We start from the raw sequence: 20,094 nt of genomic DNA, 5'->3' as shown, positions 1-20,094 counted from the left end.
TCTCCTCAGGCTCGCAGCAGGACCGCGGACGTGGGGACGCCCTCGCCGGCGGTCACCAGGCAGGTCGCGGCGTCCGGTACCTGGGCGGTGGAGATCCCGCGCAGCTGTTTGACGCCCTCGTTGATGAGGTTGAAGCCGTGGACGTAGGCCTCCGAGAGGCCGCCGCCGCCGGTGTTGATGGGCAGCCGGCCGCCCATCTCCAGGGTGCCGCCCTCGGTGAAGGCGGCGCCCTCGCCGCGCCCGCAGAAGCCGTAGCCCTCCAGGGAGAGCGGGATGAGCGGGGTGAAGGCGTCGTAGATCTGGGCGACGTCCACGTCCTGCGGGCCGAAGTCGGCCTGCTTCCAGAGGTGTCGGGCGGCGGTCCAGGCGGGGCCGGTCAGCGGGTCGTCGTTCCAGTAGTTGACCATTCCGTGGTGCTGGGCGGGCAGGCCCTGGGCGACGGAGTGGACGTAGACGGGTTTGTGCCGGCAGTCCCGGGCGCGTTCGGCGGAGACGATCACGCAGGCCAGGGCGCCGTCGGTCTCCAGGCAGTTGTCGAAGAGGCAGAGCGGGTCGCTGATCATGCGGGCGGTCATGTACATCTCGCGGGTCAGCGGGCGCTCGTACATCATGGCGGCCGGGTTCTCGTTGGCCCGGTTGCGGCAGGCCATCGCGACGTTGAAGAGGTGTTCGCGGGTGGCCCCGTACTCGTGCATGTAGCGGCGGGTCAGCATGCCGATCTCGTCGGCCGGGCGCAGCAGTCCGAAGGGGCGGGTCCACTGGCCGGGGGTGGGCAGTTGGACGGCGGTGTTCTTCCAGGGGCGGGGGCCGGAGCCGCGCTTGCGGGAGCGCCAGGCGACGCCGACGGTCGCCTGGCCGGTGGCGATCGCGGCGGCGAGGTGTCCGACGGTGGCGCAGGAGCCGCCGCCGCCGTAGCCGACCTTGGAGAAGAAGGTGACGTCGCCGGCGCCGATGGCCTTGGCGACCTCGACCTCGTCGGTCTCCTCCATCGTGTAGGAGGCGAACGCGTCGACCTCGCCGGGGGCTATGCCGGCGTCGTCGAGCGCGGCCAGGACGGCCCGGCAGGCCAGTTCCTTTTCGGTGCTCGGCAGTTGTTTGGCAAAGGCGGTCTGGCCGATGCCGACGATTGCCGTAGCGTCCTTGAGCGTTGCCGCCATCGCCACCTCCGGGGGGTGCGCCAGTACTGACAGCCGCGAAGGCTACAGCTAATCTGACGGATAGTCAGCTATGGGGTCGCGAGGAGGGGCGGGCGATGGTCGAGGGCGGACACGAGGTCATGGACGCGAACGGCTGCGAGGGCGGGGTCGGCAGCGGGGTCGACGCGGGGCTCGGTGCCGGGGCTGACGCGGGGGTCGGCCCCGGGGTCGACGCGGTTGCCGGCGCCCGGGCCGGCTCGGGCGGTGCTCCCGACGCAGGAGCCCCCGACGGCCTCTACGGCCGCGGTGACCTGCGCTGGGGCAGCGTCGCGGGGCTCGTGCGCGACGCCGCCGCCCGATACGCCGACCAGGAGGCCGTCGTCGACGGCCGCGTCCGGATCAGCTACGCGCAACTCGGCGACCGCGTCGAACGCGCCGCCGCCGCCTGCCTCGCCGCCGGGATCGAACCGGGCGACCGGGTCGCCGTCTGGGCGCCCAACACCCTGGAATGGATCGTCTCCGCCCTCGGAGCCGTCTCCGCGGGCGCGGTCCTCGTCCCGCTGAACACCCGCTTCAAGGGCGCCGAAGCGGCCTACGTCCTGCGGCGCAGCCGGGCCCGGCTGCTGTTCGTCACCGGCACCTTCCTCGGCACCTCCTACGTGGCCTCCCTGCGCCGCGCCGCCGCCGAAGGCCCCGGCACCGGACCGCTGCCCGGCCTGCCCCACCTGGAACAGGTCGTCGTCCTCGCCGAGGACGCCCCCGAGTCCTTCCGCACCTGGAAGGACTTCCTGACCGCCGGCGACGCCGTCCCCGCAGCCCGGGTGCGCGAGCGGGCCGCCTCGCTGCGCCCCGACACCCCCTCCGACATCATCTTCACCTCCGGCACCACCGGCAGCCCCAAGGGCGCCGTCATCACCCACGCCCAGACCCTGCGCTGCTACGACGTGTGGAGCGAACTCGCCGGACTCCGCGAGGGCGACCGCTACCTCATCGTGAACCCGTTCTTCCACACCTTCGGCTACAAGGCCGGGATCATCGCCTGCCTGATGCGCGGCGCCACGATGGTCCCGCAACCCGTCTTCAACGTGGACACCGTCCTCGCCAACGTCGCCGCCGAGCGGATCTCCGTGCTCCCCGGCCCGCCCACCCTCCACCAGTCCCTGCTGGACCACCCGCAGCGCGAGAACCACGACCTGTCCGCCCTGCGCCTGGTCGTCACCGGCGCGGCCGTCGTCCCGCTGCAACTCGTCGAACGGCTCCGCGCCGAACTGCGCATCGCCACCGTCCTGACCGCCTACGGCCTCTCCGAGGCCAGCGGCATCGTCACCATGTGCCGCCGCGGCGACCGGCCCGACATCGTCTCCGCCACCTCGGGCCGGGCCATCCCCGGCACCGAACTGCGCATCGTCGGACCGGGCGGGGACACCGAACCGGCGGGCACGGCCGGCGAGGTCTGGGTGCGCGGCCACCACGTCATGCGCGGCTACTTCGAGGACCCCGAGGGCACCGCCCGCGCCATCACCCCCGAGGGCTGGCTGCGCACCGGCGACGTCGGCGTCCTCGACGCGGAGGGCAACCTGCGCATCACCGACCGGATCAAGGACATGTTCATCGTCGGCGGGTTCAACGCCTACCCCGCCGAGATCGAGCAACTCCTCGGCCTGCACCCGGACATCGCCGACATCGCCGTGATCGGCGTCCCCGACGCCCGGCTCGGCGAGGTCGGCAAGGCGTACGCGGTCCGCCGGCCCGGCTCCACCCTCACCGCCGAGGACCTCATCGCCTGGTCCCGCCGGGAGATGGCCAACTACAAGGTTCCCCGCGCCGTGGAGTTCGTCACCGAACTCCCGCGCAACGCCGGCGGGAAGGTGCTGAAGGCCCAGCTCAGGGCGCGCCCGCAACACGTTTGACGGGACCCGCCGGCCGGCCGCGTTAGCCTGCACGGGTGAGCGCGCACCCCACCGTCGTACGGTTCCTCCTCGCGTCCCGCGTCCGGATCGCGATCGGGGCCGCGGCGGCCGTCGCCCTGGCCGTCGTGGCCGCCGTCCTCCTGCCCGCCGAACCGCCCGGCGGCGCCGCCGACGACGCGCCGGCCGGGCGGCGCGGGAACGGGCTGACGGCCGCCCTGTCCACGCCGTTCAGCGCCTTCACCGAGGGCTACGACTGCTACCGGATCCCCACCCTCACCACCACCAAGGGCGGCGCGCTGCTCGCCATCGCCGAGGCCCGCACCGCGGGCTGCGACGACATCGGCGACATCGACCTCGTCATGAAGCGCTCCACCGACCACGGCCGTACCTGGGGCCCCATGGAGGTCGTCCGCGGCGCGGGCGACCCCGGCGCCCACGGCAACCCCGTCCCGGTCGTGGACTCCGCCTCCGGCCGGATCTCCCTGCTGCACGCCTATAGCACCTGGGCCTACGACGACACCGGCAACCGGGTCCGCGGCCCGCGCGAACTGCGCCTGGCCCACAGCACCGACGACGGCGCGACCTGGAGCGCCGAGCCCAACCCCCAACCCCACCTGAAGGCACCCGGCCTGGCCTGGATCTCCGTCGGCCCCGGCCACGGCATCCAACTCACCCCCACCGCCCCCGACCGGCCCGGCCGCATGGTCGTCAGCGCCGACTACCGCACCGAGTCCAACGAATCCGGCGCCCAGCTGCTCCACAGCGACGACGGCGGTCTCACCTGGGCGGCCGGCGCCCGCTGGGGCGCCCCCGAGGGCACGCCCGCCCCCAACGAGCCCGCCCTGACGCAGCTCCCCGACGGCCGGATCTACGTCAACGCCCGCTCCACGGCCACCTGCGGCACCTCCGACCACCGGATGTCCGCCCTCGTCGAGGACCCCGCCGCGCCCGACTTCCCGGCCCCCGGCTTCACCCCCGTCGCCGGCCTCTCCGCCCCGCCCGCCTCCGGCTCGCTCCTCCAACTGCCGGATGGCCCGCTGCTGTTGTCGGCGCCCAGCCGGCCCGGCGCCGAGTTCTCCGACCGCTGGACGCTGGCCGTGCGCACCTCCACCGACCAGGGGCGGACCTGGTCCACCGACGGGGCCGTCGTCCTGCGCGAACGCGCCGGGTACTCCGACATGGCGGTGCTGCCCACCGGCGAGATCGGCATGCTCTACGAGACCGCCAACGGCACCCCGCACGGCTACGTCAAGTTCACCGCCTTCACCCCGCGGGCGCTGGCCGCCGCCGCCGAGGACCTCACCCCGCGCCTCACCCCCGACGCCACCCCGTACCGCAACCACGCCGTCGTGCACGGCGGACCCCGCCTCGGGAACCGGCCCGGCGGCGGCAGGACCATGCGCTTCGACGGCAAGGACGACTTCCTGCGCCTGATCGACTGCCCCGACGAACTCCGCCTCGGCGACGGCGACTTCGCCGTCGCCACCTGGGTCAAGTACAAGACCCGCGGCCAGGACCGGGACGGCGGCGCCCGCCTGCCCCTCGTGTGGGGCTACGGCCAGGGTCCCGACGCCCCGCAGTTCCGCATCGAGGCCGACCCGGAGACCGGCCGCCTGGAAGGCACCCTCAACGGCGGCACCGGACCCGTCTCCGTGGCTTCCCGCGACGCCGTCGACGACGACGCCTGGCACCACGTCGTCTTCCAACGCGAAGGCGGTCGACTCCAACTCTCGGTCGACGACGACACCCCCGCCGTCACCGAACAACCCCCCGGCAGGCTCGACTTCCGCCCCACCGGGGCCTTCACCATCCACCTCGGTACGCAGCCCGACCAGAAGGCCTTCTACGCGGGCGCCCTGGACGACGTACGGATCTACGGGCGCGCCCTGTCCGCGAACGACCGGGCCCGCCTGCGCACCGGCAGCGACGTCAGCGACCAGGAGAGGGTACGGCTCACCTTCGACCGGATCGGCTGATCAGCCGGCCGGCGCGGCGGGCCGCCGGGCCAGCACCAGGCGCCAGCGCGGGCTGCCGTCCGGCCGCCGCCCGAAGTGCTCCAGGGGGACCGTCCCCACGGTGAAGCCCGCCGCCGTCAGGTCCGCGCGGACCGGTCCGAACGGGAACGTGCGGTAGTACATGACGAACGGCGGCCGCCACACGGCGTTGCGCACCCGCATCGCCGCGTCGAAGCCCGTGACCGCCCACCACACCGGGGAGCTCGGCGGGATCGGGGCGCCGATCGGGAAGGCGAAGAGCCCGCCGGGGCGCAGGGTCCGGCGCACGCCGGCGAACAGGGCGGGCCGCTCGGCCGGCAGGAAGTGGCCGAAGGCGCCGAAGCTCACCGCGAGGTCGTAGGAGCCGTCGAGCGAGCGCGGCGGCGCCAGCGCGTCGGCCCGTACGAGGTCCACCCCCTCGGGGTGCGCCCGCGCGGCCTCGGCCAGCATGCCCGCGCTGAGGTCGATGCCCGTGACCCGGTCCCGGCACAGCCGGCGCAGCATCGGCAGGCCGGCGCCGGTGCCGCAGCAGACGTCCAGCCCGGAGCCGAAGGAGCCCTCGTACCGGGCCAGCGTCTCCTCGACGGCGTCGAGCATCCGGTCGGGGGTGCGGAACGGCGTCCCGTCGAACTTGGGCGCGAGGAGGTCGTAGCCGCGCTCGACGGAGGAGAGGGCCTGCACGGCCAGTTCGCCCAGGCTCGGGCCCTGTGAGGTGAACACGCCCCCACCTTAGGGCGCGTGGCCGCGCGGCGGCGGGATGGCGGTCGGTGGGGGTCGGGCGTCGGTCGGCGGTGTTGGCCGGCGGGCATCGGTTCTCGGCCGTCCGCCGTCCGCCGTCCGCCGTCGGCCGTCCGCCGTTCCGGACATGGACGTGCGGCGGCCGCGGTGGTCCCCCTCCTGGCCACCGCGGCCGCCGTTCCCCCGTACGTTTCCCCCGTACGTCCCCCACGTCCCCCGTGGGGTTTGCTCCGCACGCCCCCCGTACGTTTCCCCCGTACGTCGTGCGGTCGTGCCCCGTGCGTTGCCGCTACGGGCGTGTGCCGGACGCGTGGTTGTCCAGCGTCACGATCTCCTCGCCGCCCGCCTCGGCCGAGGCGTCGAGCGGCGGCTGCGCCGGCGGGTCCACCGGCGGCTTGCTGCCGATGCCCGAGGCGTGGTTGTCGAGCGGTCTGATGTCATCGTCGAGCGGTGAGGCGTTCTCGGGCGTCGTCATCGGCTCTCCTGGGGGTGGGTCGGACCCGTTCGGCGATTCCCCCGCGGCCGCCGAACGGGTGGTCCTCCATCGTCGACCCGAATTCCCCCCCGGGTGCTCCGGGTCGATGAACCCATCGTGCCGGGCGGCGATAAACGAACGATGAACGCCGCGTCCATCCGGCGAAAGGCCCTGGTCGGCGCCGGTCAGGCGGCGACTTCCGTCGCCAGCAGGGCCCGTACTTCGGCCAGTTCGGCGGAGCCCAGCTGGGCGAAGACGGTCTCCGCGTCCCGCCAGCAGGCCCGCGCCCGGTCGGCCTGGCCGAGGGAGCGCAGCGCCTTGCCCAGGACGGTCAGCACCGTCGCCCGGCGCCATTCCCCACCGATCCCGCGCAGGGCGATGGCCTGCTCGGCGTGCTTGGCCGCCTGCGTGGGCCGCTGCGCCGCCAAGTGGGTCTCGGCGAGCCGGAAATGGGTCACGCCCTCCCACAACGGCTGCCGGTTCTCGTGGAACAGCGACAGGGCCTCGCCGAGCTGTGACAGGGCCTCGGTGAGCCGGCCCGCCTGGGTGAGCGCGATGCCCAGCGCGTAGCGGCCGTTGGCCAGGCGCAGGGTCAGGCCCATCCGGTCGTAGACGGCGATGCCCTGCTGCGCGAGGTCGATGGCGCTGGACAGCCGGCCCAGCCCGACGTGGATGCGGGAGAGGTTGCACAGGGCGCTGGCCTCGCCGACGCGGTTGCCGTCGGCCCGGAAGTTCTCGATGGCCTCCAGCAGGTAGCGCTCGCCGTCGGCGTACCGGCCCTGGTAGAGCGCGATGATGCCGCGGTCGTTGGGCGCCCAGCAGTTCGGCAGCGGGTCCCCGGCCGCGCGGGCCAGGTCCATGGCCTGCCGGGCCTCGTCGTCGGCCTCCGCGAACCGGCCCGCGAACAGGTGGACCATGGTCAGCGTGGTGCGGGCGCGGCCCTCGGCCCGCGGGTCGCCGGCCGTCCGCGCGGCCTCGCGCAGGGTCAGGGCGGCGGACTCGTACTGCTTGGAGTTGGCGCCCGACTCGGCGAGGTCCTTCGCCGCCCACAGCAGGTCCACGGCCCGGCGCAGCGCGTCACCGCGCGGGCCGTGGGGCGCCCCGGCGTCCGGCCGGTGGTCGGCCCGCGCCCCGGCGCCCGGCCCGTCCTCGGCCTGCGCGGCGGCTCGTACGGCGGCCTGGCGCACGCAGGCCAGCAGCGGGCCGGCCTCCGCGAACAGCCAGTCCAGCGCGGCGCGCGGGGCGGCCAGGACCAGGCCCGGGTGTCGGGTCGCGGACAGGTGGGCCGGGAGCCGGTCGCCGGGGCGCTCCAGCTCGTACACCCGGGAGGCGGTGGCCAGGTAGAAGTCCAGGAGCCGGTCGCGGGCGGCGTCCGGCGCGTCCGGGGACCGCTCGTCGCGGTCGGCGCAGGCACGCGCGTAGAGGCGTACGAGGTCGTGGAAGCGGTAGCGGCCGGGCGCGGCCGACTCCAGCAGGGAGCAGTCGACCAAGGCCTCCAGGAGGTCCTCGGTGTCGTGCTCGGGCAGGTCGAGGACGGCGGCCGCGGCGCGCAGGGAGATGTCCGGGCCGTCGGCGAGGCCCAGCAGGCGGAAGGCGCGCTGCTGGGCGGGTTCGAGCTGGCCGTAGCCCAGCTCGAAGGTGGCCTTGACGGCGAGGTCCCCGGCCTGGAGTTCGTCGAGGCGGCGACGCTCGTCGGCGAGCTTGGCGGCGAGGACGGAGACGGTCCAGGTGCGGCGGGCGGCCAGCCGGGAGGCGGCGATGCGGATGGCGAGCGGCAGGAAACCGCAGGCGCAGACGACGTCGAGGGCGGCCTGCCGTTCCGCGCCCACCCGTTCGCCCCCCACGATCCGGGTGAACAGCTGTAACGCCTCGTCCGGACTCATCACGTCGAGGTCGACCAGGTGCGCCCCGGCGAGCCCCGACATGCGGACCCGGCTGGTGACGAGGGCGGCGCAGCCGGCGGTGCCCGGCAGCAGCGGACGGACCTGGGCGGCGTCGCGGGCGTTGTCGAGCAGGACGAGGACGCGGCGTCCGTCGAGGAGGGAGCGGTAGAGCGCGGCGCGTTCGGCGGGGGAGTCGGGGATGGAACTGTCGGGGGCGCCGAGCGAGCGCAGGAAGCAGCCGAGGACGGCTTCGGGTTCGACGGGGCGCGGGTCGGTGCCCTGCAGGTCGATGTAGAGCTGGCCGTCGGGGAAGAACGGCCGGGCGGCGTGGGCGACGTGCACGGCGAGGGTGGTCTTCCCGACGCCGCCTATGCCGGCCAGCGCGGAGACGGCCATGACCTCGCCCCCGGCCCCGGCGAGGATGTGCCCGAGTTCGCTGACGAAGGCGGCCCGGCCGGTGAAGTCCGGTACGGTGGCCGGCAGTTGGGCCGGGCGCACGGCGACGGGGGTGGCGGCCGGCGTCGGGTCCTCGGCGCGGGCCAGCTCGGTGTCGGCGCGCAGGATCCGCTGCTGGAGGGCGGCGAGCTCGGGGCGGGGGTCGACGCCGAGTTCGTCGGACAGCAGTCGGCGGGTGTCGGCGTACACGGCCAGGGCCTCGGCCTGCCGGCCGCTGCGGTACAGGGCGAGCATCAGCAGCTCGCGCAGCCGCTCCCGCAGCGGGTGCGCGGCCGTGAGGGCGGTCAGCTCGGAGACGGCCTCGGCGTGGTGGCCGACCTCCAGGTCCAGGTCGAGGCGGGCCTCCAGTAACTGGAGGCGCCATTCGGCGAGCCGGGTCCGCTCGGTCTCGGCGTGTGGGCCCGGGACTCCGGCGAGGGGCTCGCCGTCCCACAGGTCCAGGGCGCGGCCGAGCAGGGTCAGGGCGAGGGCGCGGTCCCCGGCGCAGCGCGCCCGGTCGGCGTCGGCGGCGAGGCCGCGGGCGATCGCGAGGTCGAGGGCCTCGGGCCGGCGCAGCCGGATCGCGTAGCCGCCGGCGTCGGTGACGAGCAGCCCGGGATCGAGGACCTTGCGCAGCCGGGAGGCGTAGGTGCGGATGGTCGCCAGGGCCTGCTGCGGCGGGTCCTCGCCCCAGATGGCGTCGATCAGCTCGGGTGCGGTGGCGGTGCGGCCGTCGCGCAGCAACAGCGCGGCGAGCAGGGCGCGTTGCTGGGGGCTCCCGGAGGGCAGCGCCTGCCCGCCGCGCCAGGCCCGTACGGGCCCGAGGACGGCGAACCGGTCGTCGCCGGGGGCGGGTTGGGGAGCGGCGGGAGCGGGAGCGAGGAAGGGGGCGGGGGAGGGGGCGGAGGCGGCCGGCGCCGGGCCGGACGGCGCGGGTCCGGCCGGGCCGGAGGTCGTCCGGGCCGCCTCGGGGTGGTTCCGCTGGTGCGGGATGGCCGGTATGCCGTCCATCGGTCGTCCCCCTGCCTTCCGTCGTTTGGGGGCCAGTCTGCCCTGTCTTGCGCGTACACGTCAGTCCGCAGCGGACCGTTCCGCCGCCAACTAGCTGACGGTTCGTCAGATCGGCGCTACGGTGTGAGGCATGGAGACCTTCCCGAAGATCATCTCGGTGGACGACCACACGGTGGAGCCCCCGCACGTCTGGCGGGACAGGCTCCCGTCCAAGTACCGGGACATCGGCCCCCGGATCGTCCGCGCCCCCCTCAAGGAAATGACCTTCCTCGGCGGCAAGTTCGCCCCCGTCATGGGAGCCCCCGGCGACGACGGACCCGTCGGCGACTGGTGGGTGTACGAGGACCTGCACCGGCCGCTCACCCGCCTCGACACCGCCGTCGGGTACGACCGTGACGAGATCAAGCTGGAAGTCATCACCTACGACCAGATGCGCCCGGGCTCCTTCTCGGTTCCCGAACGCCTCGCGGACATGGACGTCAACCACGTCCAGTCCGCCCTCTGCTTCCCCACCTTCCCCCGCTTCTGCGGCCAGACCTTCACCGAGGCCAAGGACCGTGAGCTGGGCCTGCTCGGCGTACAGGCCTACAACGACTGGATGGTGGAGGAGTGGTGCGGCCCCGAAGCCCGGGGCCGACTGATCCCGCTGACCCTCGTCCCGCTGTGGGACGCCCGCCTCGCCGCCGCCGAGGTCCGCCGCAACGCGGCCCGCGGGGTGCGCGCCGTCGCCTTCTCCGAGATACCGCCGCACCTGGGCCTGCCGTCGATCCACACCGACGACTGGGACCCGTTCCTCGAAGCGTGCGACGAGACCGGCACCGTCATCGCCATGCACATCGGCTCCTCGTCGCGGATGCCGTCCACCTCGGCGGACGCGCCGCCGGCCGTCGGCTCCACCATCACCTTCGCCAACTGCTGCTTCTCGATGGTCGACTGGCTGATGAGCGGCAAGTTCGAACGCTTCCCCCGACTCAGGATCATGTACGCCGAGGGCCAGATCGGATGGATCCCGTACATCCTGGAGCGCGCGAACGTGGTCTGGGAGGAGAACCGCGGCTGGGGCGGGGTCGCCGACAAGGTGCTGCGCCCGCCGTCCGAGTTGTTCGCCGAGCACGTCCACGGCTGCTTCTTCGACGACGCGTTCGGCTTGAAGAACCTGGACTCCATCGGCGTCGGCAACGTCCTCTACGAGACGGACTACCCCCACTCGGACTCCACCTGGCCGAAGTCCCGCGAGGTGGGCGAAGCCCAGATGGGCCACCTGGACCCGGACGTCGTGGACCGCATCGTGCGCGGCAACGCTATCGACCTGCTGGGGCTGACCCCGGACGGGTTGTGGGCGGGTCCGGGGGCGTAGGGGGCTCGGGCGAGGGGGCGGGCTGGGGGCGGCCGGGTCGGGCTGCAGAAACGATATCTCTTGACGTAGATCTTGATATCGTTTAAGTGTGGCCGGTCAGGTCCGCCCCTACGGAAGAGGTTCCCCGTGGCCCGAACCGTGATCGACGTCAATGACGACCTGCTGGCGGAGGCCGCGAAGATCTTCGGCACGAAGACGAAGGTCGCCACGGTGAACGCGGCCCTGGAGGACGCGGTCAAGCGCCGCAAGCGCGAGGAGTTCCTCAATTGGCTCGCCGAGGGCGGGCTGCCGGACCTGACCGGCCCGGTGGAAGAGGCGGTCGTCGAGACCGAGCGCGTGCGGGACAGGGCGGCATGACCGAGCGCTTCCTGATCGACAAGTCAGCCCTTGCCCGGTATCCCAAGCCGCCCGTCAACGAGGTCATCCATCCGCTCCATACGGCCGGCGTCCTTGCCGTTTGTGGTGCGGTCGAGCTGGAGGTGATGTCCAGCGCCCGGTCCAAGGCCGACGCGGACCGCGTCCGCGCCGGTCTCGGCGCCTTCGACTGGCTGTCGACGCCGGACGAGGCCTGGGACCGGGCGCTGAGGGTGCGGGAACAGCTGATCGTGGCGGGGAACTGGAAGGCCGTATCGCTCCCCGACCTGATCATCGCGGCCACCGCCGAGCGTCATGGAGCCACCGTCCTGCACTACGACGGCGACTTCGACACGATCGCCGCCGTCACCGGCCAGCCCACGCGCTGGGTCGTCCCGGCGGGCACGGCGGACTGACCTTCTCGGGGTGTCGGGTGACGGCCGGGTGTCGGCCGTCATGGGGCGGCCGTTCCGGCCGTGGCGGCGGGATCGGGCCGGCCGCAGGCCTCCGATCTTGCACCTCGGGCCGCCCCCGGGGCATGCTTCGCCGGGGCAAAGCGGGGAGGGATCGTGGCGGTGGACAAGCGGACCGTGGTGACTGCGGTGCTGTGCGCGTTGGCGGCGCTGGGCGCCTCCGCGGCGGTGGCGGAGTTGGCGCCACCACCCGAAGCGGCACCGTCCGCCCGGGCCAAGGCGGCCGCGCCTTCGGGCGCGCCCTCGGGAACCCCGACCGGGCCGTCGCGATCGCAAGCGTCGAAACCGTTGCTGGCGGACCAACTGCCGCCGGCCGTGACCCCGCAGCCCGGCGGACCCGCCGCCTACACCGGCGCCCTGTTCACCGGTGGCCTGGACGGCCAGCACTTCTGCACCGCGACCGTGGTCCGGAGCCCCGGCAGGAACCTGATCGTCACCGCCGGACACTGCCTCCTCGCGGGCAAGCAGCGCGACAGCGCCGGCGGAGCCGTCTTCGCACCCGCGTACGCGAACGGCGTTGCCCCGTACGGGACGTGGAAGATCGAAGAGGTCTTCGAGGACGACCGTTGGGCCGAGGACACGAACGACGACTACGACCTCGCCTTCGCCCGCCTCGCCCCCGACGACAAGGGTCGCTCCATCGAGGACGTCACCGACGCCGCCGCCCTGGACGCCTCCGGCCGCGCCGGCGAGGAAGTCACGGTGACGGGCTACCCGTCCGACCGCAAGGTGCCCCGCACCTGCACGTCGACCACCGTCCGGCTCAGCCCGACGGAACAGCGCTTCGACTGCGCCGACTTCCCGGGCGGCACCAGCGGCAGCGCCTGGATCAGCCGCGACAGCAAGATCATCGGGATCCTGACGGGCGGCGACACCGACGACGTCTCGACGAGCACCATCCTGGGCGACTACGCCGCCCAGCTCTACGAGAAGGCCACCACCACGACCGGCTGACCCGCCCGCCGCCCGACCTGACACGGGTGGGCGGGTGGATGGGTCGATGCGCGGCGGGGCCCGGTACCGGTCCGGCGGGGTGCCGGAGCGGACGGGGTGCGTGACGGCTCCGCCGATCAGGCCAACAGGCCCAAATGGACGGGCTCCAGGGCCCGGTCGGAGAGCAGGGCCGGCAGCAGCGGGGGCCAGAGGGGCTCGCCGAGGGTGGCCAGGCGCTCCCGGGAGACCCACTGCCAGTGGATGTCGGGGGCTTCGAGCACGGGTTCACGGGTGGGGCCGGTGGTGACGTAGATGTACTCGTGCTGGCGCACCGGAACGCCCTGATGGGTGAAGTCGTGCTCCCAGGTGCACAGCAGCCGCTGCGGCTCCAGATCGGTCCACCCGGTCTCCTCGCGCAACTCGCGCCGCACGCACTCCTCGGGCGTCTCGCCCGGATCGATCCCCCCGCCCGGCGGCAGCCAGTGGATACCGACCTCGATGTTGTTCTCCCGGAACAGGAACACCGATCCGCTCGGGGAGAGAACGACAATGCGGGCCGCCTGACGTGGAGTTCTCATCGGTTCAGCGTACGACCGGGGGGCCGGGGAGAGGGAGGGGTGTGCGGTCGCGGGGTGCGGTGGGTGGGGGGTCGGAGGCGGGGTCTTGGGGGAGGGGGCCCCGCCCCGAGCGACCCCACCCCCGACCCCGCCACCCCACGTGCCGCCGCCCCTACCCCGTCCGGAGGGCCAGCGTCGGGGAGAGGCGGGAGGCGCGGACCGCCGGGTAGAGGCCGGCCAGGGTGCCTATCGCCAGGGTGGCGGCGAAGCCGCCCGTCACGGCCCAGAGGGGGACCACCCAGGGGAGGTCGCCCGCGCGGGCGTATGCGGCCGTCGCGGCTGCGCCCAGGGCGATGCCCGCGAGGCCGCCGAGGCCGGACAGGAGGAGGGATTCGGTGACGAACTGGATCCGGATGTGGCCCTTCGTGGCGCCGAGCGAGCGGCGCAGGCCGATCTCGTGGCGGCGTTCCAGCACCGAGATGATCATGGTGTTGGCCACCCCGACCCCGCCCACCAGGAGGGCGATGCCGCCCAGGCCGAGCAGGAGGGTGCTGAAGGCGCCCTCGGTGGCGGCCTTCGCCTGGAGCGCGGCCGACGGGTCCGTCACCGACACCGCGCTCGGGGTCTTGGGGTTCGCCGTCCGGGCGATGAGGTCGCGGACCTCCGCCACCCGGTCGTCCGCCGAGCGTTCGTACACCGCCGTCGGGTTGCCGTCGAAGCCGAGGAGCTCCTCCGCCGCCGTCCAGCCGACCAGGGCCGAGCGTTCGATCTCCGGGGCCAGCGGCACCGGTTCGAGGATGCCGGTCACCGTGAAGTAGCGGCCGCCGATGAAGACCTGCTGCCCCGGCGCGGTGATGCCCAGCCGCTGCGCCGAGACGTGTCCGAGGACCACCGACGGGTAGCGGCCGGTGGCGCCGTTCAGCCAGGCGCCGCTGCCCGTGCGGGCCCGCAGGGTGCCGAGCAGGTCGTCCTTGACGGCCTTGACCGCGATGCCGCCCGTTTCACCGGCCGGGATGTTCTCCGACCGGCGGACGGACTGCGCCACGTCACCGGTCGTCCCGACCGACAGGACCCCGTCGATCCGGCCGATCATGGCGGGGGCGTCCGGGGGGAGCGTGGTGTCCTGACCCGTGAACATGCCCTGCCCCGGGGTCGCGACGAGCATGTTCGTCCCGAGCTTGTCGAGCTCGCGCAGCAGCTTCGCCTGGCTGGACGAGGAGATCCCGACCACCGCGATCATCGTCGCGATGCCGATCGCGATGCCGAGCGCCGACAGGAACACCCGCATCGGCCGCGAGCGCAGCCCCGCCGAGCCCGCGTGCAGGACGTCCCGCGGGGTGAGTCGGGGCGGGACGAGTCGGGCGCGCCGGCCCGCACGGGTCCTCGTACGGGAGCCCATCAGGCGGCCTCCGTCCCGGACGGGTTCCACAGGTCGGCGACGATCCCGCCGTCGCGGATGCGGACCTGGCGGGGCAGGCTCGCCGCGATCCCGTGGTCGTGGGTGATCACGGCGATGGTGGCCCCGTCCTCGTTCAGTTCGCGCAGCAGCTCCATCACCGACCGGCCGGACGCCGTGTCCAGGGCGCCGGTCGGTTCGTCGGCGAGCAGCAGGTCGGGCCGGCCCGCCACCGCGCGGGCGATGGCCACGCGCTGCTTCTGCCCGCCGGACAGTTCGTGCGGCCGGTGGTCCGTACGGTCGCCGAGGCCGACCCGCTCCAGGGCGGCCGCCGCGCGGCGGCCGCGTTCGGCCCGGGGCAGGCCGGAGTAGAGCAGGCCCTCGGCGACGTTCGCGAGGGCGCTGAGGCCCGGTACGAGGTGGAAGGACTGGAAGACGAACCCGACGTGGCGCGAGCGCAGCGCCGACAGGGCCCGGTCGGACAGGGTCGCGATGTCGTGGCCCGCGATGGCGACGCGGCCGGCGGTGGGCCGGTCCAGGGTGCCGACGATGTGCAGCAGGGTGGACTTGCCGGAGCCGGACGGGCCGACGAGGGCGAGGAGTTCACCGTTCATGACGGTCAGGTCGATGCCTCGCAGGGCGGTGACCCCACCGGGGTATTCCTTGGTCACCCCGGCCAGTTCGACGACGGGGTGCGCGTGCGCCTCCCCCGCCCGGACGGCCCCGGCCCCCGGGACCGCTTCGGTGATCGGTTCCGTCACAGCTTCGGCACCCCCACCCGCATGCCCTCCTTGAGGGCGTCGCCGGTCACCTCGACGCGGCCGTTGCCGAACATGCCGAGTTCGACCTTGACGTCGCGGGCGCGCCCGTCCTCGACGACCTGGACGCCGAAGCCTCCGCCGGGCAGCGCCAGCAGCGCGTTGACCGGTACGGACAGGACGCCCTTGCGGGTCTCCCCGGTGAGCCGCACCGACACGGGCGACTGGTCGGGGCCCTTGACGTCGCCCGGGCTGTCGAAGGTGACGCTCACCTCGACCTTGGCCTTCTTGTCGCCGCCGCCCGCACCACCCCCGCCCCCGCCGCCGCCCCCGCCGCCGTTCGGGTCGTCGGTGCCGGCCGTGCCGCCGACGGCGTCGATCTTCCCGGAGGCGCCGGCGCCGCCGGGCAGCCGTACGGTCACCTTGTCGCCGATCCGCGCCGCTTCCGCCTTCGCCGCCTCCAACTGGAAGCGGGCGATCCGCTCGGTCCCGGTCACGGTCAGCACCGGCTTGCCCGGTCCCGCCTCGTCGCCGACGGCCGAGTCGTTCCGCTTGATGCGCTGGGGGCCGCTCGCGAAGGCGATGTCCTCCCTCGCGACCTCGCCCGTCTCCGGCACCTTGTGGGCCTTCTGCCAGCGCTTCACCGCAGCCGTCGTGCCCGTGGTGAAGGTGCCGTCCGAGGCGTCGAGACCGGTCCCCCAGCCGAGGGCGATCAGGTTCCGCTTCAGCTGCTTGACGTCGTCGCCCCTGTCGCCCGCCTTCAACGGCCGGTACATGGGCGTGGACCCGTACATCAGCCGCACCGGCTTCCCGTTGATCTCGTACAGCTTCGCGTCCCGCTCGACCGCCGAGCCCTCCGGGGAGGTCCAGGTCAGCACGCCCGGGCCGGGCGCGCTCAGCTTGCGTTCCAGCGCGTAGCCGAGGGTGCCCTCCACCTGGAGGCCCGCGCCGAGGTCGCCGCGCTGTACGGGGGCGGTCGCCGGGGGAAGCCCGTCGGCGCGCTCCTGCCGTCCGCCGTCGTCCCGGGGCTGGGCGAGGACGGCGTACCCGCCGCCCGAGGCGGCCAGGACGACCGCCAGGGTGCCCGTCAGCCACCTGCCGCGCCGCGCCATCAGGCCGCTTCGCACTTCTTCTGGGCCTCCTCGAAGGCCTTCTCCTGTCCCTTGGGGATCTCGATGCCCGACTTCATGCCGCCGGGCAGGTACTCGGGGTCCTTGAGGTCCACGCCGTTCCCGCGCATGCACTGGATCCAGCGCAGTTCCTTGTCCTTCTCCTCCTGCGTCGGCTCCTTGCCGGCGCCGGGGGCGTTCATCCCGCAGGCCTTCATCGCCTCTTCCATCTTCTGCGGGTCCGCGCCGCCGCCGACCGTCATGCCGTTCGGGTTCTGGCCCGGCTCCGGGTCCGGCGCGTCGATGCCGTGCTCGCGCAGGCACTGGCGCATCTTCACGGCCGCGTCCGCGTCGGCCCCGCCGTTGGTCCTGCCGACGCCCGCGCCTGCGCTGCCGCCGCTCGCGGAACCGCCCTTGCCGTCGCCGTCCTTGCCGTCGCTCCCGCCGGACGTGCCGCCGTTCGTGCAGGCGGTGACGAGGAGGGTCAGGCCGGTCAGCGCGGCGGCCGTGGTCATGGTCAGGGATCGCTTCATGGCCCGAGCGTGCGGGAAAGGGGGATTTCGCTTCTCTCTCGCAGTCCGCTTACAACGGCGAAATGTTCTCCTCCTGTAGAGAGGACGCCATGCGAGTTCTGGTGGTGGAGGACGAGGCGTTCCTCCGGGAGATGATCGCCGAGGGGCTGCGCCGTGACGCGCTGGCCGTCGACGAGGCGGCCGACGGCCTGGAGGCGCTGAACCGCCTGCGACTGGGGGACTACGACGTCCTCGTCCTGGACCGCGACCTGCCCGGGCTGCACGGCGACGAGGTCTGCCGTCAGGTGGTGCGCGAACGGTTGTTGACGCGGGTGCTGATGCTCACCGCCTCCGGGACCGTCCGCGACCGCGTGGAGGGTCTGGGGCTGGGCGCCGACGACTACCTCACCAAGCCGTTCGCCTACGACGAGCTCCTCGCCCGGGTCCTGGCGCTCGGCCGGCGCGCCCGGCCGGCGCTGCCGCCGGTCCTGGAACGGGCCGGGCTGGCTTTGGACACGGCCCGCCGCTCCGCCGCCCGCGACGGGCACCGGCTGGCGCTCTCGCGCAAGGAGTTCGCCGTGCTGGAGGCGCTGCTGCGCGCCGAGGGCGCGGTGCTGAGCAGCGACGACCTGATCGAGCGGGTGTGGGAGGAGGGCACGGGCTACAGCACGAACGCGGTCCGGGTCACCCTCAGCAAGCTGCGTGCCAAGTTGGGCGAGCCGCCGCTGATCGAGACGGTCCCGGGCGCGGGCTACCGGATCACCGGTCCGCGATGAGAGCGGTGCTCCACTCCGAGCGCGCCCGTCTCACCGCGCTCTACGGCACGCTGCTCGTGCTCGCGGGCGGCGGGCTGGTCGCGCTGGTCAACGTGCTGCTGCGCAAGGGGCTCGGATCGCGGGTCAGCGGCGCCGTCACCACCGTGATGCCCGGCATCCCGGTCGACGGCCGGGACCCCGCCACGGGCGAGACGGTGTTCGTACCGGCGCAGAAGCTGCCGCCGGGCGTCGCCCCGACCGAGGCGCAGCTCGCGCGGTGGGCGGCGACGCGCAACGTGTCCCGCGCCGCCGAACAGGCCGCGCTGCACGAGCTGACGGTGGTGTCCCTGGTCGCGCTCGCGCTGTTCGCGGTGCTGTCGGTGTGGCTGGCCTGGTGGATGGCGGGCCGGGTGCTGCGCCCCGTCGGCGTGATCACCGAGAAGGCGCGCCGGCTGTCGGGGGCGAACCTGCACGAGCGGATCGCCCTGCGGGGCCCGCCGGGCGAGCTGAAGCGGCTGGCGGACACGTTCGACGGGATGCTGGACCGGATGGAGGGTCTGGTCACGGCGCAGCGCCGGTTCGCCGCGAACGCGGCGCACGAGCTGCGGACGCCGGTCGCGGTGCAGCGGGCGGCCGCCGAGATCGGGCTGGCGGGGGATCCGGAGCCGCAGAAGGTGGCCCGGATCCGCGAGCGGCTCATCGCGGTGGCCGACTCCAGCGAGCACCTGATCGAGTCGCTGCTGCTGTTGGCGGTCTCCGAGGAGGGCCTGGAGTCGGCGCAGCCGGTGGACCTGGCGGCGCTCGCGACGACGGAACTGGCGGCGGCCTTCCCGGGCGAGCCGGCCGGCGCGGACCCGGGCACGGCGCAGGGCACCACCCGGAATGCCCCGCCCGCCCCCGCCCCGGGCCCCGGGCCGGGGGACGTCCCGGACGCCCTGGTCCTCGTACGGGACCTCGCGCCGCTCACCGTGAGCGGGGACGGGGCGTTGCTCGGGCACCTGGTGCGGAACCTGGTGGCGAATGCCGTACGTCACAACCGGGCGGGCGGTCGGGTGGTCGTGGCGACCTCCGCCGACGGGGTGTTGACGGTGTCGAACACCGGGCCGCGGATCGCGGCGGCGGACGTGCCGCGGCTGCTGGAGCCGTTCCGGCGGCGGGCCGAGCGGCGTCATACCGCTGGTGAGGGCGCCGGTCTGGGTCTGTCGATCGTCGCCTCGATCGCGCGGGCGCACGGCGCGGAGCTGCTCGCGCGGGCCAACCCGGAGCCCGAGGGCGGGCTGACGGTACGGGTCCGCTTTCCGGTGGCACCGGGACCCGGGAGGGCGGGCGTTCGGCGGATCTGAAGATCACCTGATGTACGGTCGGTTCAATGAGCAAGCACGCCCGAGCCCGCTCCCGCACCCGTACGCGTCCGTCCGCCGCAGGCCGACCGCAACGGGCCGTCACCGTGGCCGCGTTCCTCGGACTGTTGGCCTTCGGCGCCGGCTGGCTGTACGCGCTGCACGAGCCGCCCGGCGCCCCGGCTCCGCAGACCCGCTCGGACGCGCGCCCGCAGACCGCCGACCGGGCGGCGCGGACCGTGCAGCGGACCGACCCGTTCCAGGGATTGCCCGGCATCAGCGCGGACACCCGCGCCCGGATCCCGGCGGACTCCCGGCAGCTGGTGCTGGTCACGGGCAAGGCGAAGGGCTCCTCGGAGTCGGCGGTCGCCCTGTACACGCGGCCCGCGCCGGGCGCGGACTGGACGCGGTCCGCGCAGTGGGCGGGCCGCAACGGCGCGAAGGGCTGGTCGACGGAGCGCGCGTACGGGGACCTGACGTCCCCGCAGGGCGTGTTCTCCCTCACCGACGCGGGCGGTCTGCTGCCCGCCCCGCCCGGCACCCGGCTGCCGTACGACCGGGACGCCTCGTTCGTCGCGTCGGGCCGGGGCGTGAACGGCGAGTCCCTGGCGGGTTCCTTCGACTACGTCGTGGCGATCGACTTCAACCGCAAGCAGGGCGTGTCCCCGCTGGACCCGGAGAAGCCGGACGGCGAGGGCAAGGGCGGCAACATCTGGCTGCACGTGGACCACGACGGCCCCTCGCAGGGCTGCGTCGGCATCCCGAAGGACGCGATGCGGACCCTCCTGACGACCTTGGACCCGGCGGCGAAGCCGATCATCGCGATGGGCCCCGAGGGCTTCTGACCGTACGGACGGGCCGGGTGCGGCGTCGCGCGACGCCGCCCCCCCCCCCGGCGCGGTGCCGGCCCCCCCCCCCCCCCCGGCCCCCCCCCACCCCCCCCCCCCCCCCCCCCCACCACCCCCCCC

18 protein-coding genes are annotated in these 20,094 nt (G+C 74.1%); 9 read left to right on the top strand and 9 right to left on the bottom strand.

All coding sequences use genetic code 11. The features are described from left to right. Positions 1 to 5: 5 nt before the first annotated feature. Entirely contained in the window at positions 6 to 1,157 is a 1,152-nt protein-coding gene (locus AB0D46_RS20995; RefSeq protein ID WP_362879429.1) for a lipid-transfer protein, read from the bottom strand. A gap of 95 nt (positions 1,158 to 1,252) precedes the next feature. Here AB0D46_RS20995 and AB0D46_RS20990 point away from each other — a divergent pair, with 95 nt between their 5' ends. Together AB0D46_RS20990 and AB0D46_RS20985 are read left to right on the top strand one after the other, a co-directional pair. Further along, complete coding sequence (locus AB0D46_RS20990) at positions 1,253 to 3,046, top strand: FadD3 family acyl-CoA ligase (RefSeq protein WP_362879427.1); 1,794 nt, start codon at positions 1,253 to 1,255, stop codon at positions 3,044 to 3,046. Between the two features lie 35 nt (positions 3,047 to 3,081). Then, positions 3,082 to 5,022 (top strand): sialidase family protein, encoded by a 1,941-nt coding sequence (locus tag AB0D46_RS20985; protein ID WP_362879426.1) that lies wholly within the window; start codon positions 3,082 to 3,084, stop codon positions 5,020 to 5,022. Here AB0D46_RS20985 and AB0D46_RS20980 read toward each other — a convergent pair whose 3' ends face one another. The 3 genes from AB0D46_RS20980 to AB0D46_RS20970 all read right to left on the bottom strand — a co-directional run bounded on the left by AB0D46_RS20980 (position 5,023) and on the right by AB0D46_RS20970 (position 9,582). After that, positions 5,023 to 5,760 (bottom strand): class I SAM-dependent methyltransferase, encoded by a 738-nt coding sequence (locus tag AB0D46_RS20980; protein WP_362879424.1) that lies wholly within the window; start codon positions 5,758 to 5,760, stop codon positions 5,023 to 5,025. 307 nt (positions 5,761 to 6,067) lie between these two features. Next, positions 6,068 to 6,253 carry a hypothetical protein gene (locus tag AB0D46_RS20975; RefSeq protein ID WP_362879422.1) on the bottom strand — a complete coding sequence of 62 codons (186 nt, stop codon included), beginning with the start codon at positions 6,251 to 6,253 and terminating at the stop codon, positions 6,068 to 6,070. Between the two features lie 185 nt (positions 6,254 to 6,438). Then, positions 6,439 to 9,582, bottom strand: coding sequence for a BTAD domain-containing putative transcriptional regulator (locus tag AB0D46_RS20970; protein ID WP_362879420.1), 3,144 nt, complete (start codon positions 9,580 to 9,582; stop codon positions 6,439 to 6,441). Between the two features lie 130 nt (positions 9,583 to 9,712). Here AB0D46_RS20970 and AB0D46_RS20965 point away from each other — a divergent pair, with 130 nt between their 5' ends. The 4 genes from AB0D46_RS20965 to AB0D46_RS20950 all read left to right on the top strand — a co-directional run bounded on the left by AB0D46_RS20965 (position 9,713) and on the right by AB0D46_RS20950 (position 12,720). Continuing rightward, positions 9,713 to 10,939 (top strand): amidohydrolase family protein, encoded by a 1,227-nt coding sequence (locus AB0D46_RS20965; protein WP_362879418.1) that lies wholly within the window; start codon positions 9,713 to 9,715, stop codon positions 10,937 to 10,939. 126 nt (positions 10,940 to 11,065) lie between these two features. Next, positions 11,066 to 11,296, top strand: a complete 231-nt coding sequence (locus AB0D46_RS20960; protein WP_362879416.1) for a type II toxin-antitoxin system VapB family antitoxin — start codon at positions 11,066 to 11,068, stop codon at positions 11,294 to 11,296. After that, positions 11,293 to 11,709: a PIN domain nuclease gene (locus AB0D46_RS20955; protein ID WP_362879414.1), complete on the top strand. Its 417-nt coding sequence runs from the start codon at positions 11,293 to 11,295 to the stop codon at positions 11,707 to 11,709. The genes AB0D46_RS20960 and AB0D46_RS20955 overlap by 4 nt, the downstream gene beginning before the upstream one ends. 159 nt (positions 11,710 to 11,868) lie before the next feature. Next, positions 11,869 to 12,720 (top strand): trypsin-like serine protease, encoded by an 852-nt coding sequence (locus tag AB0D46_RS20950; RefSeq protein ID WP_362879412.1) that lies wholly within the window; start codon positions 11,869 to 11,871, stop codon positions 12,718 to 12,720. Positions 12,721 to 12,836: 116 nt separating this feature from the next. Here the strand turns inward: AB0D46_RS20950 and AB0D46_RS20945 are convergent, their stop codons facing one another. The 5 genes from AB0D46_RS20945 to AB0D46_RS20925 form a co-directional block, all read right to left on the bottom strand. Then, complete coding sequence (locus AB0D46_RS20945; RefSeq protein ID WP_362879410.1) at positions 12,837 to 13,277, bottom strand: NUDIX domain-containing protein; 441 nt, start codon at positions 13,275 to 13,277, stop codon at positions 12,837 to 12,839. Positions 13,278 to 13,428: 151 nt separating this feature from the next. After that, positions 13,429 to 14,655: an ABC transporter permease gene (locus AB0D46_RS20940; RefSeq protein ID WP_362879409.1), complete on the bottom strand. Its 1,227-nt coding sequence runs from the start codon at positions 14,653 to 14,655 to the stop codon at positions 13,429 to 13,431. Then, positions 14,655 to 15,401 (bottom strand): ABC transporter ATP-binding protein, encoded by a 747-nt coding sequence (locus AB0D46_RS20935; protein WP_362879520.1) that lies wholly within the window; start codon positions 15,399 to 15,401, stop codon positions 14,655 to 14,657. The genes AB0D46_RS20940 and AB0D46_RS20935 overlap by 1 nt, the downstream gene beginning before the upstream one ends. An 8-nt stretch (positions 15,402 to 15,409) precedes the next feature. Next, a complete protein-coding gene (locus AB0D46_RS20930) occupies positions 15,410 to 16,537 on the bottom strand; it encodes an efflux RND transporter periplasmic adaptor subunit (RefSeq protein ID WP_362879407.1) in 1,128 nt (375 codons plus the stop codon). Then, entirely contained in the window at positions 16,522 to 17,052 is a 531-nt protein-coding gene (locus AB0D46_RS20925) for a hypothetical protein (RefSeq protein ID WP_362879406.1), read from the bottom strand. The genes AB0D46_RS20930 and AB0D46_RS20925 overlap by 16 nt, the downstream gene beginning before the upstream one ends. 89 nt (positions 17,053 to 17,141) lie before the next feature. Between AB0D46_RS20925 and AB0D46_RS20920 the strand changes: the two genes are divergently transcribed. Genes AB0D46_RS20920 through AB0D46_RS20910 form a run of 3 tightly spaced genes read left to right on the top strand, consistent with a single transcriptional unit; the run spans position 17,142 to position 19,971 of the window. Beyond that, positions 17,142 to 17,807 (top strand): response regulator transcription factor, encoded by a 666-nt coding sequence (locus tag AB0D46_RS20920; RefSeq protein WP_362879404.1) that lies wholly within the window; start codon positions 17,142 to 17,144, stop codon positions 17,805 to 17,807. Then, complete coding sequence (locus AB0D46_RS20915; RefSeq protein WP_362879402.1) at positions 17,804 to 19,129, top strand: ATP-binding protein; 1,326 nt, start codon at positions 17,804 to 17,806, stop codon at positions 19,127 to 19,129. The genes AB0D46_RS20920 and AB0D46_RS20915 overlap by 4 nt, the downstream gene beginning before the upstream one ends. 26 nt (positions 19,130 to 19,155) lie before the next feature. Beyond that, complete coding sequence (locus AB0D46_RS20910) at positions 19,156 to 19,971, top strand: hypothetical protein (protein WP_362879400.1); 816 nt, start codon at positions 19,156 to 19,158, stop codon at positions 19,969 to 19,971. Positions 19,972 to 20,094: the final 123 nt, after the last annotated feature.

Origin of the sequence: Streptomyces sp. NPDC048383 (assembly GCF_040651775.1) — a bacterium.
Taxonomy (GTDB): domain Bacteria; phylum Actinomycetota; class Actinomycetes; order Streptomycetales; family Streptomycetaceae; genus Streptomyces.
Note: the sequence above shows the minus strand (reverse complement) of the source record. Positions and strands in the feature narration are given on the sequence as shown.